General features: G+C 71.0%; 22 protein-coding genes. 4 read left to right on the forward strand and 18 right to left on the reverse strand.

The genetic code is table 11. From position 1 onward, the window contains the following. Positions 1-11 precede the first annotated feature (11 nt). From H6726_28340 to H6726_28355, 4 genes are all read right to left on the reverse strand, one after another. Entirely contained in the window at positions 12-665 is a 654-nt protein-coding gene (locus H6726_28340) for a hypothetical protein (protein ID MCB9661588.1), read from the reverse strand. A gap of 123 nt (positions 666-788) precedes the next feature. Further along, positions 789-2021: a radical SAM protein gene (locus tag H6726_28345; GenBank protein MCB9661589.1), complete on the reverse strand. Its 1233-nt coding sequence runs from the start codon at positions 2019-2021 to the stop codon at positions 789-791. Positions 2022-2089: 68 nt separating this feature from the next. Then, on the reverse strand, positions 2090-2629 hold the full coding sequence (locus H6726_28350; GenBank protein ID MCB9661590.1) for a hypothetical protein: 540 nt from the start codon (positions 2627-2629) through the stop codon (positions 2090-2092). Positions 2630-2704: 75 nt separating this feature from the next. Beyond that, the gene (locus H6726_28355; protein MCB9661591.1) at positions 2705-4525 is read right to left on the reverse strand and encodes a hypothetical protein; all 1821 of its coding nucleotides are present in this window, start codon (positions 4523-4525) and stop codon (positions 2705-2707) included. A gap of 430 nt (positions 4526-4955) precedes the next feature. Here H6726_28355 and H6726_28360 point away from each other — a divergent pair, with 430 nt between their 5' ends. The 3 genes from H6726_28360 (at position 4956) to H6726_28370 (ending at position 11302) form a co-directional block, all read left to right on the forward strand. Continuing rightward, entirely contained in the window at positions 4956-6212 is a 1257-nt protein-coding gene (locus tag H6726_28360; GenBank protein MCB9661592.1) for a heavy metal-binding domain-containing protein, read from the forward strand. Between the two features lie 81 nt (positions 6213-6293). Beyond that, the gene (locus H6726_28365) at positions 6294-6839 is read left to right on the forward strand and encodes an RNA polymerase sigma factor (protein MCB9661593.1); all 546 of its coding nucleotides are present in this window, start codon (positions 6294-6296) and stop codon (positions 6837-6839) included. Continuing rightward, positions 6836-11302: a FecR domain-containing protein gene (locus H6726_28370; GenBank protein ID MCB9661594.1), complete on the forward strand. Its 4467-nt coding sequence runs from the start codon at positions 6836-6838 to the stop codon at positions 11300-11302. The genes H6726_28365 and H6726_28370 overlap by 4 nt, the downstream gene beginning before the upstream one ends. An 82-nt stretch (positions 11303-11384) precedes the next feature. Here the strand turns inward: H6726_28370 and tmk are convergent, their stop codons facing one another. The 6 genes from tmk to H6726_28400 all read right to left on the reverse strand — a co-directional run bounded on the left by tmk (position 11385) and on the right by H6726_28400 (position 17352). Then, positions 11385-12038, reverse strand: coding sequence for a dTMP kinase (gene tmk / locus H6726_28375; GenBank protein ID MCB9661595.1), 654 nt, complete (start codon positions 12036-12038; stop codon positions 11385-11387). A 21-nt stretch (positions 12039-12059) separates the two neighbouring features. Further along, positions 12060-12539, reverse strand: coding sequence for a hypothetical protein (locus H6726_28380; protein ID MCB9661596.1), 480 nt, complete (start codon positions 12537-12539; stop codon positions 12060-12062). Then, positions 12536-14386 carry a PEGA domain-containing protein gene (locus H6726_28385; GenBank protein ID MCB9661597.1) on the reverse strand — a complete coding sequence of 617 codons (1851 nt, stop codon included), beginning with the start codon at positions 14384-14386 and terminating at the stop codon, positions 12536-12538. Before H6726_28385 ends, H6726_28380 begins: the two co-directional genes overlap by 4 nt. Positions 14387-14730: 344 nt before the next feature. Continuing rightward, positions 14731-15342, reverse strand: coding sequence for a hypothetical protein (locus H6726_28390; protein ID MCB9661598.1), 612 nt, complete (start codon positions 15340-15342; stop codon positions 14731-14733). A gap of 70 nt (positions 15343-15412) precedes the next feature. Continuing rightward, positions 15413-16282 carry a LysR family transcriptional regulator gene (locus H6726_28395; GenBank protein ID MCB9661599.1) on the reverse strand — a complete coding sequence of 290 codons (870 nt, stop codon included), beginning with the start codon at positions 16280-16282 and terminating at the stop codon, positions 15413-15415. Between the two features lie 44 nt (positions 16283-16326). Beyond that, the gene (locus H6726_28400; protein ID MCB9661600.1) at positions 16327-17352 is read right to left on the reverse strand and encodes an alpha/beta fold hydrolase; all 1026 of its coding nucleotides are present in this window, start codon (positions 17350-17352) and stop codon (positions 16327-16329) included. Between the two features lie 408 nt (positions 17353-17760). Here H6726_28400 and H6726_28405 point away from each other — a divergent pair, with 408 nt between their 5' ends. Continuing rightward, positions 17761-18744, forward strand: a complete 984-nt coding sequence (locus tag H6726_28405; GenBank protein MCB9661601.1) for an Ig-like domain-containing protein — start codon at positions 17761-17763, stop codon at positions 18742-18744. Positions 18745-18840: 96 nt separating this feature from the next. On the opposite strand, the gene H6726_28410 is transcribed toward H6726_28405, so the two are convergent. From H6726_28410 to H6726_28445, 8 genes are all read right to left on the reverse strand, one after another. Next, positions 18841-19134, reverse strand: coding sequence for a helix-turn-helix transcriptional regulator (locus H6726_28410; protein ID MCB9661602.1), 294 nt, complete (start codon positions 19132-19134; stop codon positions 18841-18843). Beyond that, positions 19131-20180, reverse strand: a complete 1050-nt coding sequence (locus tag H6726_28415; protein MCB9661603.1) for a helix-turn-helix transcriptional regulator — start codon at positions 20178-20180, stop codon at positions 19131-19133. Before H6726_28415 ends, H6726_28410 begins: the two co-directional genes overlap by 4 nt. A 155-nt stretch (positions 20181-20335) precedes the next feature. Beyond that, positions 20336-20710, reverse strand: a complete 375-nt coding sequence (locus tag H6726_28420; GenBank protein ID MCB9661604.1) for a response regulator — start codon at positions 20708-20710, stop codon at positions 20336-20338. Between the two features lie 2 nt (positions 20711-20712). Beyond that, positions 20713-21597 (reverse strand): GAF domain-containing protein, encoded by an 885-nt coding sequence (locus H6726_28425; protein ID MCB9661605.1) that lies wholly within the window; start codon positions 21595-21597, stop codon positions 20713-20715. Between the two features lie 87 nt (positions 21598-21684). Next, entirely contained in the window at positions 21685-22737 is a 1053-nt protein-coding gene (cheB, locus tag H6726_28430) for a chemotaxis-specific protein-glutamate methyltransferase CheB (protein MCB9661606.1), read from the reverse strand. Continuing rightward, positions 22734-23573: a protein-glutamate O-methyltransferase CheR gene (locus H6726_28435; GenBank protein MCB9661607.1), complete on the reverse strand. Its 840-nt coding sequence runs from the start codon at positions 23571-23573 to the stop codon at positions 22734-22736. The genes cheB and H6726_28435 overlap by 4 nt, the downstream gene beginning before the upstream one ends. Before the next feature lie 51 nt (positions 23574-23624). Continuing rightward, entirely contained in the window at positions 23625-25709 is a 2085-nt protein-coding gene (locus tag H6726_28440) for a HEAT repeat domain-containing protein (protein ID MCB9661608.1), read from the reverse strand. After that, complete coding sequence (locus H6726_28445; GenBank protein MCB9661609.1) at positions 25706-26239, reverse strand: chemotaxis protein CheW; 534 nt, start codon at positions 26237-26239, stop codon at positions 25706-25708. Before H6726_28445 ends, H6726_28440 begins: the two co-directional genes overlap by 4 nt. Positions 26240-26296: the final 57 nt, after the last annotated feature.

The raw sequence follows: 26296 nt of genomic DNA on the forward strand, positions 1-26296 counted from the left end.
CCAGCGTGCGCTCACGCGTCGCGCGCGTGCACGCTCGCGCCGCACTGGCTGCACGGCCCCTCGTCCGCGTCGCTCTCCTTCCACAGCAGAGTGCGGCCCGCGCACCCCGGCTGGTCACAGCGGAACGAGGCCGCGAACGCCATGCGCGCCAGCTCCGACTCGGGGTAGTGCCGAAGCGCGCGCCGGTGCGCGACGCAGAGCGCCTTCCACAGCCGCCAGTCGTGCGGGCACCACAGCGCGAACTGGCTGACCATCGCGACCTGCGTCGCCACCCCCTCGGGGTACAGCGCGCCGCAGTCGTTGCCCCAGAGCACCAGCACGTAGCGGCGCTCCTGTGTGTCCGCGTCGACGACGTCCCACCACTCGATGGGGGCACCCAGCTGGTGCTCGAGGATGTCTTCGTTGTCTTCGAAGTAGGGCCACGGGTCGGTCAGGACCTCGGAGAGCCGCATGTCGGCGTGCATGCCCGCGGTCCACGCATTCAGGAGCTGCGCGTTCTCGACGTCGTCGAGCTCGTCCGCGGTCTTCGCGAGGACCGCCGGGCGCACCGCGTCGCCAGCCGGGAGCGCGGCCGGCTCCGGGGCGGTGGCGGCGCGATACGCGTGCGCCGGAGCGCTCCCTTCGCCCGTCTGGAGACATCGCCAACGCGTGAACACGAGGGTCATGCGCAGAGGGTCGCAAGTCGGCCGCAGCCCGTCCAGCGCGACGAGCCCAGGGATGAAGGACCTTCGGCGGGCAGCACCACGGGTTCGTGCTAGCCGGCGCGCACCCATCAGAGAACGCGGGGGTCAGAGCACCCGCAGCCGACGCCTGAGCGGGCCCAGGGCGTGGACGCTGCCGCCCTCGGCGCGCGCATGCAGCGCCGCCTCGAGAGGCACGCCCGCGAGACTCGGCGCGTCCCTTGGGGGAAGGGGCTCGACGCGGATCTCGAAGCGCCCATGGTCGAAGGGTCGACCTCCCGCGGGCTCCACGCGCACGAGGCGCTCGTGCTTGCCTTCGGCCTCGAAGGCGAGGGCGCGGTGAATGCAGAGGGGGTTGTCCCCGGGCTTGCCCAGCCACGCGTGCGCCGTGTAGCTACACCCCCCGCGACAGACCTCGGCGTAGTAGCAGTCGCGACAGAAGCCGCTCAGGTCGTCGACCGTGCGGTCGGCCAGGCGGCGAATCGGCTCGCGCGCGAGCAGCTCGCGCAGGGGCGTCTCGCGCAGGTCGCCGCCTGCGTAGGCCGCGGTGGGGAGCGAGGGGCAGCCCTTGAGGGTTCCGTCGGCCTCGATGCCGAGCGCATACTCGCCGGCGTGGCAGCCGTGGAAGTGCGCGCCCTCCGCACCTCGAAAGCGGACCCACTCTTCGTACGGGCCGAAGTAGCCGATGTTGTTGCCGGGCCGCAGCCGCACCCCGTGGGGTTCCAGCAGGGTCTCTTGCAGAAACGCCAAGAGCGGGAACAGGTCCAGCAGGTCGATGGGCTGGAGCACCAGGTCGGCGCGGTCGGCGGCGTTTCCGAGCGGCACCGTGAGCTGCACGCGCCAGTCGGTCACGCCCAGCTCGACCATCAGCCGCGCGAGGGCTGGGAGCTCGGGCAGCGAGAGGCGGTTGATCTGGGTGTTGACCGACAGGTAGATGCGCGAAGCGCTGACACGACGCGCGGCAGCGAGGGCCGCGTCGAACGCTCCCTTGTGACCCCGCTGGGCGTCGTGGGTCTGGCCGATGCCGTCGATGGAGAGGCTGATCGCGCGCACGCCGGCGTCCTCGGCGGCGGCCACGCGGGCGTCGTCGAGCCCGAAGCCGCCGGTCGTCATCCCGACGACGATGCCGTGGCTCACCAAGCGGCGGACCAGCTGCGGCCAGTCGGGGCGCAGATAGGCTTCACCGCCGATGACGGTCACCTCGCGCACCCCGACCTCGGCCAGCTGGTCGGCGACACCGAGCGCCTGCTCGGTGGTCAGCTCGCCCTCACGCGCGTCACCGGCGCGACTGCCGCAGTGCCGACAGCTGAGGTCGCAGGCCAGCGTCAGCTCCCAGACCACGTAGATGGGGTGCGGGGACGCGACGTCGGCGGGCCCGATGTCACGGACCGTGTTCGCCGGGCGACGCTTCAGAAGTCGAGCCCGTACGTCAGAGGGTTGTCGTGGCGCCCGTCCATGGTGGTGTACGTGGGCTCCGCGCGCCCCCCGCGCCTGCGTCTGTTGCTGGACGCAGCGGCCTCCTCGGCGGCCGCTGCGGCCTCCGCAGCCTCGGCAGCGGCGGTCGCTTCCGCCTCCGCGGCGAGGCGTGCCTCTTCGGCGGCGGCCTCCTCGGCGGCGGCCGCTTCGGCGGCGAGGCGCGCTTGCTCGGCCTCTGCCGCCTGCTGCGCGGCGCGCTGGGCGGCCAGCTCGGTCGCGCGGTCGGCAGCGGCCGCCTCCGCGGCCACCCGTTCCTGTTCGGCCGCCGAGGGACCGCACCCACCAAGCCCCACGAGCGAGGCGGCGAGCAGGCTCCCGCGCGCACCGAAGCGCGGCGCGGCGGACGGTTGGGCGCAGAACGGACACACCCGGTCCCGCGGTGTGGCGCCAGCGACGACGTGCCGACGACACGTCGGACAGCGCGTGAGCCCATCCGCGCTCTTCACCAGAAGGTGCTCATTCGACCGCTTCATTGGTCGAGGGTACGCTCGATTCGGACGCAGGGACAACGTGGAACGAGACGCTGCGAAGCAGAGGGACCCGAGGCGTCAGGCGCGCCGACGACGGACGCGCCTCATGGCCCCGAGCAGCACCAGCAAGCACAGCGACGCGACCGGCCCTGACGTCTCTCCTTCGGACGCACCGCCGATACGACACCCGCAGCCGCTGGTCCCCGCTCCGCTGTCGGGCCCCGCGTCGGTCGTCCTCCCGGCGTCTCTCGGCAGCGAGGCGTCGCCCGGCACCGAGGCGTCGCCTGAGACACCACCGTCGCCCGAGACACCACCGTCGCCTGGCACGCCTGCGTCTGGTGACGGCGTGCACGACGCGCTCGACTCGACGCAGGTCTCGTCGGCGGCGCACGGATCACCCTCCGAGGTACAAGCGCCCGCGGAGCATGTCTCGGCGCCGGTGCAGAACCGACCATCGTCGACACAGGCCGTTCCGTCCGCGGCCAAGCCATTGTCCTGACACACGCCGTTCCCGTCGCAGGTGTCGTCGACCGTGCACTCGACGTCTTGGTCCCCGCACGCGCCGCCCGCGGCGACGAAGGCGTCGCTCGGGCACGACACACCGTTTCCGTCGCAGACTTCGGCCACATCGCACTCACCCGTCGAGGGACGGCACTCCGTCGCCGCAGACAGGACGCGATCGACGGGACACGCCGCGCCCGTGCCATCACACGTCTCGGCCACGTCACAGAGGTCTGCGCTGGGGCGGCACTCGACCCCCATGAGGAAGGAGTCGGCAGGACAGGTCGCGCTGTTCCCACTGCAGGTCTCGACGACGTCGCACTCGCCAGCGCTCCCACGGCACACGCCCCCGCCCGCGCGGAAGGAGCAGTTTGCAGCGCAACACCCGTTCGGATCGCCGTTCGCAGCGCCAGCGTCGCAGTCCTCACCCATGTCCAGCGTCGCGTTGCCGCAGGTCATGGTGACGGTGACCGTGGCGCTCGACGAGCACGGGCCGTTGGTGATGGTCCAGGTGAGGATCGAGGGCCCGGGCGGGAGGTTCTGCGCCACGGCGTTCGGAGCGTTGGCCGAGGGCGAGAAGGTGACCCCGGGAGGGCCCGTCCAGGTCCCCGTTCCCGAGGCTGGCGCCGCATTTCCGCCCAAGGGCGCGCTCTGACCGGTGGTGGTGCCGTGGTCGGATCCCACCGTGGCGGCGACGTCGCGATAGACCGAGATGCTCTGCGTCGTGGCGCAGACGCCGAATGTGTAGGTGAGCGTGACCGCCTGGAGCGAGCCGCTCGGGGTGGGGGCCGTGAACATGGAGCCGTTCACCCCCGGCCCGCTGAACGTTCCGCGGTCGCCGCTCCCCGGATAGACGTTGCCGGAGGTCACCCGCGCGGGGGTGGCCACCAACGTCCGCGTCTGACCTTCACACATGGCCGAAGACGCGGAGGTGAAGGACAGGTTGTTGTTCTGTCGAACCGCGAGGGGCGCCGTCGCGGTCGTCACCGTCGTCTGGCAGTTGTACTGGTTGAGGCTCGTGCGGGCGTAGTCCGAGAACGTCGACGTGTACGTCACGCTCGCCGTCGTGCCAGAACACAGCGGCCCATTGTCGTCGTTGTAGAACGCCGCCGGTGGCACGCTCGCGCCCCCCTCATACCCAGTGAGCTGCGTGTCCACGTTCGAACCACAGGTCGAGAACGAGTAGCTGCCGCCGGACAAGAGCGGCGTCCGGATGTACTGATTCAACGTCACGTCGAAGGTGTTGAACTGACCGCAGGTCGCGCTCGGTACGAGCTCTCCCCAGTAGAGGGTCCCTCTCGGACACTGAGCGCGCAGGTGTTGCGGCGCCACGAACGTCGTCAGGAATGCGCACGAGAAGAACGCGATCGACCTCGCGACCGACGCAGGGCTCTGCATGATGGGCTCCTCTTGATGTCATCGGTCTACGACCAAGAGTCGCGTCGCGATGCCCGGCTGCCAAAGGGGGGGAGCCGCCCAAGACACCTGCTGCAGCCCGCGCAGGACGCTCCGTGAATGACGGCACGAGACTCATACCAGATGCGAGCACCAGCGGTCGAGGAACCTGCGCACGGAGCGATGCGAGCTGGCGGGATGGTGGTCACCGATCAGTGACAGACGGCGGGAGCGGCCTCGTCGCGCAGAGCGCTTGGTGCGGATGGGCGGGCTCGTGGTGTGCACCGACTGGACGACGCGTGCGCCCTGACTGGCAACGCGGTTCGAACACCGTTCTGGCGGCGAAGAGCCGCCCCCACGGGGCTGTCCCGGGGTACCCTCGCGCGGCGCGCCCCGTGGGTCGTTCGTGCGCGCGTGACAGAACGGAGCAGCCATGTTCATCAGCGGAATGTCGGGCAACGAGATCTACTGCCTGGCTCAGAAGGGCTTCACCCCCGGCGAGATCGCCGTGGGCAACAGCGTCTACTCCATGGGCCTCGGCGGCGCGCTCGGCGCCCTCGGGCGCAGCGTCTCGGGCGGCGAGATCCGCCAGATCACCGAGCTCATCAGCGACGGCCGGCACTCGGCCATCTCGCGCATGGAGCAGGAGGCCCAGCGGCACGGCGCGCAGGGGGTGACCGGGGTCGAGACCACGCTCGGCACCATGGCGGGCTTCACCGAGTTCTTCTCGCAAGGGACGGCCGTCCACACGAACCAGGGCTTGCCGTTCTTCTCGTCGGCGGCCAGCGGCATCGAGCTCTACTGCCACCTCGACGCGGGCTACCAGCCCGTGAAGTTCGTCATGGGCAACATCGCGTACGCGCTGGGCATCGGGCGCGGGCTGAGCGGCAGCGTCCGCACGCTGGCGCGGGGCGAGGTGAAGGAGTTCTCGTCCATGTACAACGAGATCCGCCACACGGCGCTCGCCCGCCTGCGCCAAGAGGCGGCGGCGGCCAACGCGAACGCGGTGGTGGACGTGCAGGTGCGCATGCTCCCGTACGGGCCGGGCACAGTGGAGCTGCTGCTCACCGGCACGGCCTCGCGGCACCCCCTGCTCTCGAGCGGACCCGTCCCGCAGGAGCAGGTGGTCACCAGCGAGCTGACCGGCGAGGAGCTGTGGAACCTGGCCGCGATGGGCTACGTGCCGCACCAGCTCGTCATGGCCACCAGCGTCTACTCGCTGGGCGTGTCGGCCAGCATCGGGGCGCTGTTCAAGAGCATCCAGCGGGGCGAGCTGCCGGAGGTGACGCAGCTCATCTACCAGGCGCGCGAGAACGCCCTCGAGCTCATCCGCAAAGAGGCCCAGGCGCTGGGCGCCGAGCGGGTCATCGGCAACCGCCTGCAGATCCGGGAGATCGGCTCGGGCCTGGTGGAGGTCGTGGCGCTGGGCACGGCCGTGCGCCGCGGACCGGAGGGCATGCGCCCCCAGACGCCACAGCTCATCCCGCAGGCCGTCATCGTGGACAAGAGCTCGCGTAAGACCGACGAGAGCGTCACCGGCTTGGGCGCTCCGCTGGGAGGGCCGATGGCGCGCGCGCAGCATGCGCAGAACTCCGCTGGGGCCCGCGCGGTGGGGCTCATCGTCGGTCTCTTCACCCTGCTCTTCACCTGCTGCCTGTCGGGGCTGATCCCCTTCCTGGCTCAACAATGACTCTCACCTCGTCCGAAAATAGTTGGTCACAAAGGGGGCGCTCACGAGCACTCCCTGTCGATGGAGGCGCACGCAACACCCATGAACGAGCCTGATCCCATCGCCGATGCGATTCGCCTAGGGGCCTATCGCGACGCGGTGGCTCTCTCGGCTCGCCACCACGGACCCGCCCTCGGACGCTTCTGCATGGCCCTCCTGGGCGATGTGGGAGAGGCCGAGGAGACCACCCAAGAGACGCTGATCGCCGCGTACGACGCCTTCCCCCAGTATCGGGGCGAGGGCAGCGTGCGCGGCTTTCTGTTCGGCATCGCGCGACGACAGTGCGCGAAGCGTCTCACCACGCGGGTGCGTCGTGAGCGGCGGCTACAGCTGGTGCACGACGCGAGCCCGGACGCCCAGACGCCCGCCGATCTCCTGGATCGGCGGCGCCGGGCGTTGCGGGTGCGCGACGCGCTCGAGCTGCTGAAGCCGAGCGAACGCGAAGCCGTGGTGCTGCGCTACGAGAGTGGGCTCGCCTACCGGGAGATCGCCGAGCTGATGGCGATCGACGAGGCGGCCGCTCGCAAGCGCGTCAGCCGTGCGCTCCTCCAGCTCCGATCGACTCTGAACGACGAGGTGACCCGATGACCCATCAACACGACTCCCGAGGCATCAGCGAGGCCCACAAGCGCTTCCTGGACGACCTCTCCGCCGCCGTGGACGGCGACGCGGACGCCCTGCGCGCGGCCGAAGACCTGCTGGCCGACTCGGACGAGGCGCGCGACCTGCTGTTCGACGCCCGCCGCGTGGCGGGTGAGGTGCGCGAGGCTGGTGGCGACTACGTGCCGCAGCCGGACCTCGAGGCGCGCGTGCTGGCTGCGCTCGATGCGCGCGGCGCGGAGACACCGAAGGCGGGCGCGACCTCGTCGACGAACGCCGGCCCCGCGCCGAGCGCCGTGAACGCGGCCCCATCGAGCGGGAGCGCGTCCGTCGCGGGCGTGGCGGCGGCGAGCGCGAGCCCCATGGCCCCGGGCGCGAGCCCCACAGCGGCGAGCGCGAGCCCCATGGCCCCCAGCACGGTCACCGCGACGAACCCCGGCCTGGCGACCGACCCCGAGCTGACGTCGGGGTCGTCGGCGCGCGCCACGGGCACGGGCGCGGCCACGCCAGACCCGCTGATGAGCCGCTGGGCTGGGGGTCCCGGGACCACGGCCGAGAAGGCCGCGGCGTTCCGTGCGGCAGCCGCTGAAGGCGCGGAGGCGCACAGCAGCCAGCTGGACACGGTGCCCGAGAAGCGCATGCGAAACGAGCGCGGTCGCGAGAGCGCGCCCCACGCGGGTGTGCGGCGCTCGGGCCTCGCCTTGGTGGTCGGGGCAGGCGCCGTGTTCGCCATCGCGGCCGCCGCGGCGCTGGCGTTCGTCGGGTCCAAGATGTTCGAGGGCGAGTCCAACGCGCCGGTCGTCGCCGCCCAGGGCTGGAGCGCCGAGGTCGTGACCGTCTCGCGGGCGGCGGACCCGTCGAACGAGAGCGGCGTGAGCATCCGCATGGCGGGCGCCAGCGAGTTCCTCCCGGCGGCGCAGGGTGTGACGCTGAGTAACGGGGCCACGCTGCGCACCGACGCGCGCACGCGCGCTCTCCTGCGCCTGAGCGACGGAACCGAGCTCACCCTGAACCGCGACACGGAGGTCTCGCTCGAGACCACGGGCGCGCGGGACCTGCGCCTCGCCCGTGGCGAGCTGCTGGCGGACGTGGCGCACCTCGACGCGGGACCCAACGCCAACCTCTACACGCCCCACGGGCACATCGAGGTGCTGGGCACCAAGTTCCTGCTCACCACCGACGACCAGGTGGCGAGCGTGCAGGTGCTGCGGGGCGAGGTGCGCGCGCACGGCGCAGCGGGCGCCACCGAGGTCAAGGCCGGCCAGGAGGGCGTGCTGCGTCCCGGCCAGGCCGCGACCGTGACGCCGGCCATGCACCTGGCGGCGCAGGTGGGCTGGTCGGAGCTGGGCGACGTGGCGGGCGACGAGGACATGCCCGTGCCGGGCATCGGCGAGCTGCGCGCGCATCGTCCGGGTGAGCGTCAGGCGCAGGAGCGCCCGCTGGCCATCTCGGAGCACAAGGTGTCCGTGCGCATCGTCGGCAACGTCGCGCGCACCGAGGTGGAGGAGGCCTTCCGCAACGACGGCAACGACGTCCTCGAGGGTGTGTATCGCTTCCCCCTGCCCCCCGACGCGCGCGTCGCCAGCCTGCAGCTGCTGATCGACGGCAACTGGGAAGAGGGCGCCATCGTCGGGCGTGACCGCGCGCAGGCCATCTGGCGCGGCGTCATCCGCAACGCCACGCCCCAGCAGGAGCGGCAGCAACAGCAAGAGGAGTGGATCTGGGTGCCCGGCCCCTGGCGCGACCCGGCCCTGCTCGAGTGGCAGCGCGGCGGGCGCTTCGAGCTGCGCATCTTCCCCATCCCGGCTCACGGCGAGCGCCGCGTGCGCATCACCTACGAGCAGACCATCGCGCCCTCGGCGGCGGGCGAGCGCCGCTACGTGTACCCGATGGCGCACAGCAACGCGGACGACGACTCCACGCGCGTGGGGCACTTCGAGGTGGACGTGCGCGTCGCGGGGCGCGACGTGGCGGCCAAGGCCGTGGGCTACGAGATGGCCAGCGCGCCCGAGGACGGGGCCGACCGGCTGCGCTTCTCCGCGCAGAACTTCCGCCCGGCGGGCGACCTGATCATCGACTACCGGCTGCCCGGCGGCGAGGCCGAGGTGCGCTACTGGACGTACCAGGGCACCGCCACCACGCCCCCCGGTGAGCGCTCGTCGGACCGCAGCGCGCGCCGCAGCGAGTCGCGCCAGAACGCCGAGGACCAGTCGGTGGCGCTGCAGCAGGCCGTGCACGCCGACGCGCGCCCCTACGTGGTGTTCGCGCTGCGGCCGGAGCTGCCGGCCTGGAACGAGCAGCGCCCGCGCAGCTACGCGTTCGTGGTGGACTCGAGCCAGAGCATGGTGGGCGAGCGCTTCGAGCGTGCGTCGCAGCTGCTGCAGCGCGTGGTGGGCGAGATGGACCGCCGCGACCGCTTCACGGTGCTGGCCTGCGACGTGCGCTGCGAGAGCTTCGGTGAGCCCAGCGCCCCGACGGCCGACGTGGTGGCGCGCCTGGCGCGCTTCCTGGACAAGGTCGAGCCGGCGGGCTCCACCGACGTGGTGATGGCGCTGCGCGAAGGGCAGTCGGCCCTGCTGCGTGGCCAAGAGGGGCGCGACGCGCACGTGGTCTACGTGGGCGACGGGCTCAGCTCGACGGGCTACCGGCGCGCCGGGCTCGTGGGGGGCCAAGTCAGGGAGCTGGCGAGCTCGGGGGTGTCCTTCAGCACGCTCGGCATCGGGCAGGACGCGGACGCGAACGTGCTCTCGGCCGTGGCGCAGGCGGGCGGTGGTCAGTACGTGCCGTTCGTCCCGGGTCAGCGCATCGGCGAGGCCGCCATCGCGGTGCTGGAGGCCACCTACGGCGCGTCCTTGCGCGACGCCACGCTGCAGCTGCCGGACGGCATCACGGACGTGTCCCCCGCGTCGCTGCCCACGCTTCGCGCCGGGCAGGAGGTGCTCGTGGTGGGCCGCATGGCCAGCAGCACGCCCGTCACCGGGCAGGTGCGACTGACCGGCAGCGTCGGCGGGCGTCCGTTCGAGAACCGCTACCCCGTCACGCTCACGCCCACCACCTCGGCGGGCAACGCGTTCGTGCCGCGGGTCTACGCGACCACGACCATCACGGAGCTAGAGCGCTCGGCCAAGAGCAACGACAACGCGCGCATCGTGGCGCTCAGCAAGGCCTTCCAGGTGTTGTCCAGCCAGACCTCCATGCTGGTGCTCGAGAGCGAGGCCATGTTCCGCGCCTTCGAGGTGGACCGCGCGCGCCCGGCCATCACGTGGACGGGCGAGGACGACATCGTGGAGGGCACGTCGAGCGGTCTCGTGGACATGAGCCCGCCCATGCAGCAGCCCACGCCCTCCGCCCCGCGAGCGCGCATGGCTGCCGGGGCGAGCGCCGGCCCAGCGATGGAGATGGCCGACATCCGGGAGCCGTTCGGTGAGGCGTCGTTCGCGAGAAACGAGCAACGCCGCCCGGCGGCGACCACGACGGCGGCCCCGATGGCCGCGCCGATGGACGACATGCTCATGCGCGGTGGTGGCCGCACCATGCGCCGCATGCGCCGGGTCTCCATCCGCGAAGGCTATGTGCGCTCCGATTCGTCCATCCGCGACCGCGACCTCGAGGCCGTGACCGCGGCCGAGGCGGCCCTGCGCGAGCAGCCCGACAGCCGCGACCGGCACCGCGCCCTGGTCCGGGCCCTCTCGCGGGCTGGTTCGCTGGTGCGCGCCGAGGAGGTGGCCCGTCAGTGGGTGGCCCGCGACGCGCTCGACACCGAGGCGCTGACCTACCTCTCTGACGTGGTGGGGCGCCAGGGCAAGCGGGACGCGGCGCTGCGCTACCTCTCGGGCGTGGTGGACCTCAACCCCGAGAACGAGGCCCTGCAGGAGCGCCTGGCCCTGGCCTACGAGCGCGCTGGCAAAGCGGAGGCTGCGTGCGGACACCGCGTGGCGCTGGCGGAGATCGACAGCGACGACGTGGACCACGTGGCCGACGCGGCGCGCTGCCGCCGCAGCCTGGGCGACCGCGTAGGCAGCGAGGGCCTGCTGACGGGCATGGACACCCCGCGCAACGCCGAGCGGGCGCGCACCGCGGTGGACCAACCGGCCTCGCCGGAGACGGTGCGTGGCGACCTCATGCTGGACGCGACCTGGAGCGGCGCCGACGACGTGGACCTCACGCTCGTCACGCCGCAGGGCACGCGCCTCAGCTGGATGGGTGGCCGCACCAGCGTGGTGGGCGAGGACGCGGCGCGCAGCGGGCGCGAGCGGCTCGGGCTGCGGCGGGCCGGCGTCGGCAGCTACTACATCGAGGTCTCGCGCGTGCAGAGCGCCGACCACCAACCCGTGCGGGGTGAGATCCGCGTCCGCACACCGTCCGAGACGCGCACCATCCCGTTCACGCTCAGCGACCAGCGCGTGGTGGTCGGGCGCGTGGACATCGTCACGCGCTGGGTGGTGCGCTGAGCGGCGCACCACCGTCGAGACCCCGAACGTCGTCGAGCCCCTGCCCAGCCGAGCGCTGCGCGGGGGCTCTGCGCGTCGGGACCTACGCCTCGCGGCGCAGCACCTTGACCGCGTGGTGCACCTGCTCGGCGGTCTCCTCGATGCTGACGTTGCCGTCCACGTGCACGATGTTGTCGCCGGGGAAGTACCGCCCGATGTCCTTGTAGAACGCCGCCAGCGCGGCCTGCAGCTCTTCTTCCTCGAACAGCTCGCGACTGCCCGAGCGCCCCTGCCGGCGGCTCGCGGCCTGCTCTGGATCCACGTCCAAGACGATGGTCAGGTCCGGCCGGCGCGCCTGCGCGTTTAGGGTGCGCACCCACGCGATGGTCTCTTCGCGGTCGGCGCCCGCGGTGAGCGACTGGTAGGCCACGGAGGAGTAGTCGTAGCGGTCGGTGATCACCGTCACGCCGTCCATGAGGTTGGGGACGACCTCGGCGTCCAGGTGGTCCACCCGGTCGGCCGCGAACAGCAGCGCCATGGTCGTCCAGCGTGGGGCACGCGCCCCGCCGATGCCAGGGACCACCACGCGTCCAGTGAGCATCTGGCGGATGAGCACGCCGATCGGGCCGTCGCTGGGCTCGCGTGTGGTGTGGATCGGCAGTCCGCGCCCGGAAAGCGTCTCCGATAGGAGGCGGCTCTGCGTGGTGGTGCCGGCCCCGTCGATGCCCTCGATTGCGATGAGTAGACCCTCGATCATGGCGCGGAAGCTACCACCATTTCATGGGACGGGGAGCGCTCGTCGACCGCTCACGCGCTCTCCGTCGAGGGTGACCGCTCCAGCCCGGACCTCGAGCTCGGGGGGCGACGTGTCGAGCGTCAGATCTGCTTCGGAGCCCACCCGCACGACGCGTCCCGCGTGCCGCACGGTGAGCGCCTGGTCCCCGGATCGCACGGAGACCCGCCCGCGTGCGACGTCCACCGCCAGCGGGGCGAGCGTGATGAACGTGATGAGGCTGTTCTCCTCGACGATCACCCGCCCACCGTCCGGCGCCAGGACCTCCACGCGCCCCCCTGCTGGCGTCTGGACGTGCTCTCCGCGCTCGAAGGCGCCACGCCGGACGCTCTCGCCGTTCAGCGTGGACTCGAAGGTGGCCACGACGGGTGTGGCGCTGACCGTCGGTCGCAGGGCGCGCACGGTGACGACGACCACCGCGCACACCGCCGCCACCGCGAGCAGCGCCCGAGTGCGGGCGCTCATTCTTCCGCCCACGACGGCAGCCCGAACTTGTAGGTGAAGCCGATCTGCCCCATCAGCCGCACGTCGTGGTCGATCACGCCTGCGCGCAGGAGGTTGGTGAGGATGGGACGCGAGCGACCGGCGACGATCCCCTCGAAGCGCGCCATGAAGTTCCACGAGTCCGACAAGACCACCTCGGCCACACCACCGATCCGAAGGCGCGCGGCCCCGCGGCGGTCTGGCGCTCGATAGCGGTCCGAGTGGGTGTCCAGGCCGATCACCGCCGTGACCGTGGCGGCGCTGGCGAGGTGCACGGAGATCAACCCTTCGAGCGAAAACAGGAAGGTGTTGGTGGGCGACTCCCGCGGAATCGCGCCGTCCATGTAGCTCTGGGCGCCGCCAAAGCCACCACCGATGCGCACCTGCGCCCCGACCGACAGCGAGGTCAGAGGCCGATACGCGGTCTTGAAGCGCAGCTCGATCTCGGTGAGCAGGAAGAAGCTGCGCAACGAGATGCCGAGGTCGAGCCAGCGATGCACGCTGCCGCCGGCGCGCGCCTCGAGCAGGAACGGGAAGCCGGTGGCGATCTCGATGTACGCGTGCCGGTTGGGGGTCAGCGTCGCGGCGTGGCTGCGCAGCGCACGCTGTTGCTCCAGCTGGGCCAGCTCGGCCTCGGCCTCCTCCTGGGGCGTGGCCGGCCCCTCGCGCACGAGGTCGACCGCGACGTCGCGCGGGCCGCCTGCGCTGAGGGTGATCTGCTGGGTCTGGGTCGTGTGGTGCTGCGCCCGGACCTCGACGCGGTGGGGACCCACGGGGAACATCCCCTCGAATGGGATGGGCCCGCGGTACTCGTCGTCGACGTAGAGGAAGGCGCCGCGCGTGTTGCTCGAGACCCGTAGCAGCACCTGCTCGGGGATCAGCTCGGCGGTGACCGTGCAGGTCTCGCCCAGGCGCACCTGGCACACGTCGCGGAACTCGCTGTGGCCCTCTGCGATGACGCGGATGGCGTAGGTGCCGGGCTGCGCGCCCTCGAGGATGACAGGGGCCGGGCCGAAGTCCTGGTCGTTGACGAACACCTGCCCGCGCACGTTGGCGCGCACGACGATGGTGCCCGGCACCTGCTCGACCGGCTCCATCACGAGCACCACGGCGGCCCGGCGACCCGCCTCGACACGCACCGTGCGGCGCGCGGTCTGGTAGCCGTTGGCCTCGGCCTCGACGATGTGCTCGCCCGGGGCCACGTCCTCCACGGTGCGCCCGCCCACGCCGAGTGGGTCTCCGTCCAGAAAGAGACGCGCCGCCAACACGTTGGCTGCCACGTGCAGGCTGCCGGTCACCTGAGCCGGGCGCATGGTGAAGTGCACGGTGGTGCGCTCGGCGGCCCTCACCTCGACGGTGGTCTCGTAAGGAGACAAGCCTCCCTCACGCGCCTCGACGCGGATGCGGTGGGTGCCCACGCTCAACCCCTCGACCACGGCGGGTGTCGTGCCGCGCTCTATGCTGTCGACCAGTACGCGCGCGCCCGAGACGTCTCCCGCCACCAGGATCGAGCCCAGCTCGCCTCCCTGGCTGCGCAGCAGCACGGACAACTGCAGGGTCTGCCCTGGAGTCACGTCCACCCACTGGTTGAACGTGATGTAGCCACGCCGCCCGACCTGAACGAGGTGGCGCCCAGGAGCGACGCTCAGCGTGGCGGGCACGTTCCCCGCGTCCGCGCCGTCCACGCGCACGGCCGCGCCCTCGGCGGGAGGGTTCTGAGCCGTGAGCACCAGCTGGGCCGCCTGGGCCTGCACTGCCGAGGGCGCGCTCAGCGCGGTGAGCGTACCGGCGAGGAGCAGCGTCCGGAGTCCCATCGACGACAAGCTCATGGACGAGCGAGTCGCCGACACGAGCGAACCCCGCGCACGCGGGCGCTCAGTGGACCCTTCGGGGCGAGCGCCAGCGCGCGCTCGCGAGCCTGCGGCGACACCACGAACGCATGCAAGCGGAGGGCGCGCCGAGGGGACATGCTTCGACAGCCAGTGAACCATGATGCCTGCGTGTGTAGCCTGTCCATGCGCTTCGCAGCAAGCACGATGGCGCGCATGCGCCGGGCCGCCGCACGTGGCGTCGCGAGGCCAACTGACGCAGCCCGCGCGGGGGGCAGCGTCGGGGGACCCCCGTGACGCCGCCCCGGTCGGGGACGGACCGTCTGGGGCTCTGGCTCGACCCTTCAGCCCTTCGAAGCACCGCTGAACGGGCAGCCCGTGGCCTGAGGGGGGGCCGCGCGCTCCACCGCGGGCCGCACCTTCGGCTCGCCGCTCGGATTGGCCAAGGGGATCAGCGCGCGCAGCGTGACGCCCGTGATCTCCTGGAGCGCGATCGCGATGGGCCCGGCCGCGCCCTCCTGGATGGCTGCGTCCACCGAAACGATGCCCTCGCGCGAGAGGCCCTGGGGCACGTCGGCCACGAAGCCCCCGTAGGCGTGCGCTACCGTCAAGACGAGCTGCTCCACCGTGAGCCACTCGTGGCAGTGCACCACGCGCGCCGCGAGGAACGCATCGCGATCTGCGCGCTGCACGCTCCCGCTGGCCAGCTCCCGCCGCGAGGCGTCGAAGCCCGACGGACCAGACCAAGCCGCGACATCGTCGCTCGGCTCGCGGTACCAGAACACCAGGGGCTGCTCGACGGCGCCAGCCACGAGCGCGTACAGCGAGCGAGGGCCCACCAACAGGTGCTTCAACAGTCCCGCCATGCGCAGCTTGTCGTAGTAGTCCGGGGACTTCGACTTGCCGAGGAGGTCTTGGCAGGTCCGCACGAGGAGCCAGCGGGGGTCGACGTTCATGGGTCGATCCTACGCTGCGCGCCGAGCGCCGGCCAGCGACCGCGTTCAGCTCCGAGCGACCGCCCCGCCTTCAGTCCGCGAGGTGCTGCACCAGGAAGTCGATCAGGGCGCGTACGCGAGGGCTGGGCTCGATGTCTTGGTGGTAGACGAGCCATACCTCGCGCGGGGCCGGTGGGCTGTACGTGTCGAGGCGCACCAGGCGTGGGTCACGGTCTCCCAACAGACGCGGGATCAGACCGAGGCCGAGCCCCTCGCGCAACGCCTCGACGCACACGGCAACGCTGTTCGTGCGCAGCACCACCCGCGCATCGGGGCAGTTCTGCTCGAGCCAGGCGTTCTCGGGTTCACTGCCGGGCCCCTCGAGGAACGCGACGAGGTCATGGTCCGCATAGGAGCTGCCTGGGTTCGGGCGGCCCCTGCGTTCGAGGTACTCGCTCGTACCGTGCAGAGCGAGCGGAACGCGCATGACCCGGCGGGCGACGACATCCGGCTCCTCCGGTCGGGCGATGCGCAAGGCGAGGTCCGCCTCGCCACGGTCGAGGCGCAGGCGGCGCTCGGTGCACGTGATGCGCAGCTCGATGCCTGGATGCCGCAAGCGCAGGCGCGGGAGCAGCGGCGTGAGATAACGCGCTGCCACGATGCCTGTGGTCGTCATGTGGACGGGGCCCACCAGATCCGCGTCCGTCGCCGCGGAGGCGCGCGCGAGCGCCAGCGCCTCCAGCTCCATGCGCTCGGCGTGCGGGAGCAACCGCTTGCACGGCTCGGTCGGGATCCAGCCGCGCGCCGTGCGGTCGAAGAGACGCACGCCCAGCTTGTCTTCGAGCTGGGCCACGCGCCTCCCCACCGTCGTCGGGTTGGTCTTGGCGCTACGCGCTGCGGCTGCGAGCGTTCCGCGCCGCGTCACCGCGAGGAGATAGCGTACGTCGTCCCAATCGAGCATGGGCCCCGAGTGTAGAGCAGAACGGGTGCGTTCACCGCGACGCTTCAGACGCGCCCGTAGTCGAGGTCCAGCGCGAGCTCGTCGTCGTCGAGCGCGACCATTCCGTCGGAGGCAGGAACCACCTCCGCGCCGAGTCGACGCGGGCGGACACCTTCGCCGAGGACCTCCTCGAAGTGGCCGACGACCTCGGGCCAGACCGAGGCCGCGTACTGCACGCGAAAGAAGCCGAAGTGCCCGAAGCGCGAGACGGCGACGTCCTCCGGGCGGAAGCGGACGTGCTCGAGGGCCGCGCGGCGGTGTCGCGCGATCAACCACGAGACATTCCCAAGGGGTGCGAAGTCGTCGTCCGTGACGCTCAGCGCGAGCAGCTTGCCCCGATAGGACGCGAGCCTGGTGGCGATCTCCGGGTGGTCGCTCAGGTAGTAGTCGGGGCGCTTGCACCAGCTCGCCCACTCGTCGACGACACCCGCGGGCATGTCCACGCCCAGCCCCGCCCACCCCGGGAGGTAGCCCAAGGTGGTCGTCAGCATGGGCATGAGCACGAACCAGTTCAGCCACATACGCGGGCGCACGCTGGGCGCGAACGCCGCCCAGTAGCCCCGTTGGGCGCCCATCGTCACCACGGCCTCGGGCTGCGGGACGCCCTCCAGGGCAGCCACGATCTGACCGCCAAAGCTGTGCCCAATGGCAAAGAAGGGCACGCTCGACGGACCCTCACCACGCAGCGTTCGCACGGCAGCCGGAGCGTCCCGCTCGAGCCAGTCGGACATGGTGGCGTCGTCGTGCTTCACGTGGTCGGACACCGACCCTCCGACACCGCGGTAGTCGTAGATCAGGATCTCGAAGCCAGCCTCGGCCATGTGCCGCGCGAACGCGGCGTAGTGCTTGCGCGGCACCGCCGTGGCCCCGTGTAGGACCACCTGTGCGCGCACACGCCGGGTACGCGGTCGGTACACGTCTGCCTCGAGCAGCCGTCCATCGCTCGTGACGAGCATGCGGGGGATGACGGCCACGTCCGTGTGGTCCGTCTCCATGGTGGGGGTCTGCGCGATCGAAGAGGTGGGGGTCATGATCGTCCTCCGTAGGGGTAAAACGTCTCTCTCCGTCCACCTTGGCGGCCCGCCGCATGCCGCGCCGCAGCGAACTCTGCAGGTCGGTGCTGCAGAAATGCAGTGGTCTCACGACCATCCGTACGGCTCAGCCTCTCCGTTCCCGGGCGGGTGGCACGGGTACGACGACGCGACGATAGTCAGGCGAGGGAGCGGTTGGCCCGGGAGCGGGGGTGGCGATTCGCCGGTGACACGCACCGGAACGAAATGACTATGGATGCTCAGTGGGCGCACCTCTAGGGTGACCGTCGATTGAATACGTCGTTTCAAGTGAGCACACGATCCCACCTCGTGAAACGGAACAGCATGCTCTTTCAGTCCTTCCTGTCCCCATAGAGAGAAACTGCGCAAATGAGATATCCGAGTGGAATGTTGACCGTGGTCGTGATGATCGTGGGTTGTGGCGCAGGGGGTGAGCAGCCGCCCGTCGGCCTGCCGGATGCAAGCGTGCCGGTCGACACGGAGGCGCCGGTGATCGTGTCGATCTCACCCCCGGATGGCGCGCTTGGGATCGGCGAGGACGCGGTGGTCGTCATCACGTTCAGCGAGCCGATGGACCGTCTTTCCGTCCAGGACAGCGTCGCCGCCGCCGACCTCGGGGCGGTCGACTACACCTGGAGCTCCGACAACACGCGGCTCACGATCACCCCCGTGAACCCGCTGTCCTATGCGACGGGGTCGGACCCTGGCGTGGTGTCCGCGTTGCCATTCACCGTGATCGTCGGCACAGGTGGGCAAGACGTCGCGGGCAACACTGTGCAGGCGGGCGCTCAATCGACCTTCACGACGTATCGTGCGATCGCTGCGAGCCTGCTCAGCGTCGAAGCCCTCACGGCGACGACGGATCCCACCGCCGTCGCGAGCACCGTCGGCGCGCTGTACATCGGGGACGACGGCAACGGCGGCACAGCGAAGGGCACGCGCGGCTTCATCACGATGACTCTGGCGGGGATCCCCGACGAGGCGGTCGGCATCGCGTCCGCGACGCTCGAGACTGCGTCGGTGGGCACGAACGGAGCACCCTTCCTCGAGCTTGGCACGCTGCTGCTCGACCACGCGCGCTTCACCATCGCCACGGACGCGTTCGCCGCCGCGACCGAAGCAGAGGTGAACGCCGCATTCAACCTCGTACCGCTGACGACCGTGGGCTCGTGGATGACGGACGAGAACACGGTTCCGTCCATGGACGTCACCGACGCGGTCAGGACCGACTTCGCAGAGCGCGCGACCCTGGGCGACCGCAGCCAGTATCGGGTCCGCATGGCCACGGACCTGAACACGGACGCGAACGCCGACGGCGTCCTGCTGTCACGCGATGACCTCGTGCTGCGGGTGGCCTACCTGTTGCCTTGAGGCCAAGCCGCGCGAGCGGCAGTCGTTGCAGGTCAGGGGGCTGTCGAAGCGCGCGCCGCGCAGCTCCACGCGCGCTGGCAACGGACGTCGGTCGAGTCAGTGCCTGGGCCGGCCACGCTCCTCCGCGAGCGCTGCGCGGGCCAGCAGAGCCACCAGCTCGAACCGGGAGACCACGCCCAGCTTTCGGTAGATGGTGCGGAGCTGGTTTGCCACCGTCCTGAGCGCGCAGCCTCGCGCCTGGGCGATCTCGCGGTCGGAGTGACCGGCGAAGACCCGGCGCGCGATGTCGGCTTCGGCGTCGGTCAGCAGCCGCTCGAGCCCGGACGCCGCCGGCGCCGCCAGCAACAACAAGCGGGGAGGCCGGCCGAGCGTCGCCCCGTCGTCGCTCATGGGATGGCCTCTGCCGGGCGCGAGCGGTCGCACGGCAGCTTCACGAGCGGGCGCCCGTGGATTCCAAGCGTGACACCCACCCGGATGAGATCGACACGGCTCGCGAGCCCGAGCTTGCGGAGCGCGCACGTCAGCAGGTTCGCCGTGGTCGACTCGGCGAGACCCAGCGCGTACGCGATGACCTTGTTCGAGTCTCCGGTCACCGCGTGCGCCGCAACCTGCGCCTCCAGCACGCTCAACGAGCGATCGAGCACGGCCAGCGGCGGGTTCGCGAGCGCCAGGTAGTAGCGCTTCCCATCCGAGTCCTCGTAGTCGACAATGGACCAACGCCCCTCGACGAGGCCCTGCCAGAGGTCCAGCGTCTCTCGACCCTCCGAGTGGGTGCCCCGGGCGCGCTCCACGCGCGCGACGGCCTCTCGGAGGCACTCCCGCTGCTCCACCGCCGCACCCCGCGCGTCCTCGACGTGCCCGTCGGGACGGAGGACCGCGTCCGCACCGCCGGCGCGCGCCGCGTCCGACAAGGCGCTGCGGAGACGCAGACCCGAGGCCATGTGGACTGCGATCCGACGGTGCGTCTCGCGGTCGCGAGGCGAGAGGCTGATGCCTCGCGCGATCGCGCCGCAGAGCACCCCTCGCCCTGCGCCATCCACGCAGTACGTGGCCCACGAGTCGTCTCCGTCGACCGAGCGGATGAGGTCGTCCACAGGCTCCGACGCCGTGCTGCTGCCGCTCCCCCTCCCCAACGCGAAGCGCTCCGAGAAGAGCGAGGAGGCGGTCCCGGTGGGGAAGAAGGCGTCCTGCATGGCCTGGTCGAGGTTCGTGTTGTGCTCCCGAAACCAGCCGAGGGCATCGGGGTTGCCCTCCATGAACGCCTCTTCGAAGTGCAGCGTCTGACCCGGCTGCTTCTGAAAGATGTAGCCGAAGGGCAACACGGCGCCGGGCACCTGACGCGCGAGCTGGGTGCCGATGCGCGCCAACCACTCCCCGGTGTTTGCGGACGGCGCGTAGCTCAACTCGATCAAGCCCAGGATGCTGTGTTTGTCCACGGGTCGAGTATGGGCCATCGGGCGGCGCAAGGGCCGCCTCGGGGCCCGTTCGCGAACGAATTGACTATGGCCGCCACGCGACACACGCCAGCGAATGCCAGCGGCGGAACCCCTCGACGGTACGTCGACGACCCCGCACCCATCTGCACACGCCGTCAGACGGCGAGCAGCTCCTTGACCTTCGCGATGACCTGCGGCGCCTGAATGGGCTTGGTGATGTATGCGTTCGCCCCGAGGGCCATGGCGCGCTGCCGGTCCTCGGTGGAGCCCTCGGTCGTGATGATGATGATCGGCACGTCCTTGTGGGTCTCGTCGCTGCGGATGCGCTTCACCAGCTTCAGCCCATCCATGATGGGCATGTTGATGTCGGTGATGACGAGGTCGAACTTGCCCCCCGCGAGCTTGCGCAGGCCGTCCACGCCGTCCTCGGCTTCCGTGACCTTCAGCTTCTTGATGCGTGCGAGAGCGAACACCAAGAGCTGCCGCATCATGGGTGAATCTTCGACGACTAGGCAGGAAAAGTCGGACATGGTCAGTCGGTACTCTCGGAGGACGCGGCCTCGGCAGCGGTGAGGTTCTGTCGGACCCCAGCGAGGGCCGAGATGGGCCCGGCCGCGGCGGCGTACAAGTTGGCGGCGATCAGGGCGGTACCAGCCTGAGCGCCGAGGAGTTGAAAGAGCTCTCGGTCGACGTTCATCCACTGGCTCTTCTGCTCGAGCAAGGTGATGACTGAGATGGCGCCCACCGGCTTGCCATCGGAGATGAGGGGGATGACCGCGACGGGGTCGTCGTGGGTACCCTGGATGAAGTCCGCGCTGCCGTCCTCACGGATGCGCGGGATGCCGGTGAGGCAGGCCTCTCCCACGGGCCCCACGCCCACGGGTACCGGCACGATCGTGCTGGGGTCTAGCTGTTCGTGCGCGATGGGATAGGCCGTCTCGGTGCCCGCGTCGAGCACATAAATGACGAACCCATAGGCCCCGACGAGCTGCCCGCACATGTCGCGCAGGTGGCGCACCACGCGTCGCAGCGAGAGGGATGCGCCCAGCTGGTAGCTGGCGATGTAGAGGTTGGCGAGGTCGTTGACCTCTTGCTCGATCTCGTCGTGCCGGCCCTGGTGCTCTTGGCGCTTCTCTTCCAGCTCGGAGCTGCGCTCCAACAAGGCGGAGCGCTCTTGCTCCAGCTTCTCGACCGTGCGGAGCAGGTCGCGGATGGCGTCGTCGCTGGCGATCTGAGCGCGCAGCCGCGCGTTGTCCTCCTGCAGGGTCCCGAGCTCCTCCCGCAGCTGCGCGTTCTCTTGGAGCAGGTGCTCCGTGTACTCCACGCCCTTCTTCAAGAACGACCGTACGAAGCTCTCTCGTTCTTTGATCAGGTCCATGGGGAGATCGCTCGCGCGGGTTTTGTCAGGGTCGCTCATCGTTCGCTTGCTGTGGAAAGACTATCAGACCTGAACGCGGCATTGGAAGGCCCAAGGCGCGCGCCGTGACGACGCTGCGAGCGTCGTTCACGTGCTCGTCAGCTCCGCCAGGCGCTCCGCCATGGCACGCAGCGGGAGGCTCCTGTCCACCGCCCCCGTGCGCACCGCTGCGCCTGGCATGCCGTAGATGACGGCGGTCTCCGGCGCCTCGGCCATGACGATGCCGCCCGCGTCACGCAACGCGACCACGCCTCGCGCCCCGTCGTCGCCCATGCCCGTCAACACCACGCCCACCGTGCTGGCCCCGAACACGCGCGCGGCCGACTCGAACAGGCGGTCGACGGATGGGACGTAGCGGTCCCCTGCGTCGGACGAGACGACCTTCACTCCCAGGCCTCGCTGCAGCTGCACGACCTCCATACAGCGCCCCCCCGGGCAGATGAACGCCGTCCCTGCGGTGAGGTGATGGACATCGCTGGCCTCGGCCACACGCATCCCACCGACCTTGTCCAACCGCTCCGCGAAGGTCTTGGTGAAGCGCTCCGGCATGTGCTGGGCCACGACCACCGCCGTACTGGTGGACGACGGCAGCCGGCGAAACACCTCGACCAGCGCGGTGGGCCCGCCCGTGGACGACCCGATGACGATGAGCCGGGTGGGCTGCTTGTCGCTGGCCGCGCCACGACGAGGCAGCGTGAACTCCCCGCTGCCGCGCACGCGCGCGCTGATCTCGAGCCCAGCGGGTGACAGCTGCCGCACCACCTCCACCTTCTCGGCCAGCTCGGCACCGATGCCGGAGAGATCGCTGGTGACGGTGCGCGTGGGCTTCGCCACGAAGTCGAGGGCCCCCATCTCGAGAGCTCGGAAGACGTTCTCCTTGGCCGAGTACCCGCTGACGACGATCACGGGCGTCGGCCGGCGCGCCATCATGAGGCGCAGGAAGGTGAAGCCGTCCATGCGCGGCATCTCGAGGTCGAGCGTGATCAGGTCCGGCTGGAGCTCGGCCACCATGCGCAGCGCTTCGTCACCATCACCCGCCTTGCCGATCACCTCGACCGCGGGCAGCGACGCGAGCAGCTCGGAGATGGTGCGGCGGTTGTACGCCGAGTCGTCGACGACCAGGACGCGGAGATGTCTCATGAGCCCTCGGTGGCGGATGGCGTGCGGAAGAGGTGCGGGGCGGGGCGGCGGTACACGAGGTCGGTGGACACGTGCACCAGCTCGAACGCAGTGCTGGCGTTCAGCAGCGACTCGCTGTGCCCGAGCAGCAAGTACCCCCCCGCGACCAGGCGCTGGTAGAAGGTGTCGATGGCCCTGCGGCGGGACTCGGGGTCGAAGTAGATGAGCACGTTGCGGCAGAACACGGCGTCCACGCGGCCCACGATGGCGGTGCGGCTGTGATCGAGGAGGTTCAGGTGACCAAAGTGACACATCGCGCGGATGTGCGGGTGGACTTGACGTCCTTCCGGTACTTCTACGAAGTAGCGCAGATATCGGTTCTCGGTCGTGCGGAAGCTGGCCTCGGTGTAGACGGCCCGACGCGCCTTGTGGAGCACCCTCCGCGAGATGTCGTTGCCGTAGATGCGGACATCCCACCCCTTGAAGAGGCCTGAGTCCTCCACGAGGATGCCGAGGGTGTAGGCCTCCTCACCGCTCGAACAGCCCGCGCTCCAGAGCGCGAGGCGTCGCGTGCCCCGCTCCTCGGCGCGGGCCTTGAGCTGCGGCAGGATCTCCTCTCGGAACGCGCGTAGCTGGTACTCCTCGCGGAAGAAGTAGGTCTCGTTGGTGGTCAGCACCTCCACCGCGTTCTCGAGCTCGGTCGCGGCGTCCGGGTGATAGCGTAGGAACTGGTAGTACGCGCCGTAGTCGCTGAGCCCGACCGCGTCCAAGCGCTCCCGCAGGCGGCGCGCCACGATGGAGCGCGCGTCGTCGGAGAAATAGATGCCGCAGAAGCGGTTGATGAGGTCCCGGATCATCCGGAAATCCTCGACGCCGAGGCCGGGACCGTCGTCGAAGAGCAGCGGCACTCAGCCCTCCTCCACGCGGTTGGGGGTCAGGTGCTGGTCGAGCGCGCGGCGCACGTGGGGGTCGGTCTCCGCGTCGGCGTGCGCGCGCAAGACGTCCACGCCCCCGGGGACATCCGCCAGTGCATTGACCGCCACGGCGCGCACGTGCCACGCGACGTGGCGCAGGGCTTCTCCGGCAACGCGGAGGGCCGTCTCTGGATCGCCGCGCAGCGACAACGAGAGGGCTTGCTTCACCACCTCCTCGTCCGAGTGGCGCGCCAGATCGGCCAGCGCATCGTCGAGCGGGGCCTGCAGCACACGCAGCGCCTCGAGGGCCGACAGGGCGACCCCGGGGCGCTCGCTCTGCAGCTTCTCCCGCAACACCGGAACCGAGCGGGTGTCTCCGGCGAGGGCGAGCGCGCGCGCGGCGGCGGCGACCACCGCCGGGGTGTCCGCTTCGAGCGCGACGCGCAGGGCACCGCGGAGGCTGTCCGCGCCCAAGACGCGGCCCAAGACCCCGAGCGCCTCGGCGGCGGCCACCCGCACGTTCACGTCGTCGTCCGAGAGGGACAATCTGACGCACTCGGCGGAGTCGTCGTGGTGCACCTTCGCGAGCGCGAGGACGGCCGCGCGACGCACGACCGGACTCGCGCTGGCCTGCGCTGCGCGAAGCCCCTCGAGGCGCTGCGCGTCATCCACGTCGGCGATGATGTCGCAGACGACGGCCGCGCCTGGCCAGTCGAACGAGATGCCTTGCAGGGCGCGACCCACGGCCGCCGGATGCACCGCGAGCAGGTGGCGCAGCGCGACCCCCACGGCGGTCGCGAGCTCTTCGCCCGCCGCCTGCAGCATCGTCACCAGGCGCGCGGCGTCGCCCTCCTCCGGGCACGCCGTCAGGCTGCGCACGGCCGCCCGTCGCACGGCCTCGTCGTGCGCGTCGAGCGCGGCCGAGAGCGAGGCGCGGACGGCTCGCGTCAGCTGCTCCGATGGCGCCGCGCCCGCGGCGTCGGCGTGCTGCAGCAGGTCGCAGGCGAGCTCCAGCGAGAGCCCGCTGACCAGCCCCGAGGTCTGACCGTGGACCTCCAGGAGCGGCTCGATGGCGCTCGGCCCCCAGTGCAAGAACGCCTGAAGCGCCTCGCTGGGGAGCGCCCCCTCCGAGGCGAGGCCCAACGCAACCTCCAGGATGCCTGGATCTTGGCCCAGGATCGCGAGGTGCGCGGCGGCCTGACGGACGGCCAGGGCGCCCTCCACGACCAGCAGCCGGAGCGACTCGCGCGCCCGAGGTGTCAGCTGACGCGCACGCGCGCTCACCGCCCGCGTCAGCTCCGGAGACGCATCGAACAAGCGCACGAGGCCGACCGCCCCGCTCCCAGCCACTGTCAGCGAACGGTCCTCGAGGGCCTCCACCAGCGGGTCCAGGGCCTCGACCCGGCCGGTGCGTCCGAGCAGCTCGAGGGCCACGCGCTGCGTCATGCGGTCGCCCATGAGGGGTGCCAGCTCGTCGTACGGCACCTCGCTCGACAGGCGCGTCAGCGCGTCGAGCGCCGCCAGGCGCTGGAAGGGGTCCGCGGAGCGCAGCAGCCCTCGCAGCGCCAGCTCGGCCTCTCGCCCGCCGATGCGCGACAAGGCCTCCACGGCTGCCGCGGCGGTGTTGGCGTCGGGCTGGTGCACCGCATCCACCAAGGCCGGCACGGCGCCGACCGCCCCCGTGTTGCCGAGCCCCTCCACGATGAACTTCTTGGCCGCCACGTCCACCAGGGGGAGGCGTCGAAGGAGCGCGTCCGCCACCGTGCCCCCGTGCTTGGCGAGCGCCTCGAGCGCCGAGTTGCGCAGCCCCACGTTCTCCCCCTGCACCACCGCATCCACCAAGCGCTCGATCAGCGCGGGTGGGCCCGCTCGCTGACCCAGCAGCGCGGCCGCCTCCTTGCGCACGCGCCAGTCGGTGTCGCCGAGCGCTCCGACGAGTCCCGCGATGCCGGAGGCGTCCGTCGGCGACAGCTGCCCCAAGCGGATCACCTCACGCCGACGGGCCTCGGCGTCCTGACCTTCCCCCTCCTGCTGGACCTCGTGGGCAGCGAGCTCGGGGCGACCGTTGGACGCCGTCATGTCCGCCGGCTCCTCCCGCGCTTGGGCGTTGGGGTCTTCGGCGCTGAGCTGGCGGGCGCCACGGAAGATGGTGTGCTGGACGGCGGAAGCTCGGAGAGCCCAGTCAGGGTCGCGCTGTCGATGTCGAGCCCGCGGGCCGGCGCTGCCACGCGCGCCACGTCGATGACGAACACCAGCTTGCCGCCGTGGTTGAACACCTGCGCGATGCCGCGCACGTCGTCGCCGCGGCCGAGCGCGGGGACGCTGCGTTCGTCGGCGCTCGTGGTGCCGAACACCTCGGTCACCGCATCCACCACCAACCCGACCGCCCGTCCGTCCAGCTCGACCACCACCCACTTGGTGCGCCGCGTGCGGGCCGCGACCTCGAGCCCGAAACGGAGCCGCAGGTCGACGATGGGCACGACCTCCCCGCGGTGGTCGGTCACGCCCAGCACGACGGCCGGCGCGTGGGGGAGCTCCACGACGGGCATGGGGTTGATGATCTCGCGCACCTCGAAGATGGACACGGCGTACTGGACGCTACCCACCAGGAACCCGACGAGGTTCTTGGAGCGGTCGGCGCGACGTGACGCTTGTCCGGTGTGCTT

The organism is Sandaracinaceae bacterium, assembly GCA_020633055.1.
Taxonomy (GTDB): domain Bacteria; phylum Myxococcota_A; class Polyangia; order Polyangiales; family Houyiibacteriaceae; genus JADJJE01.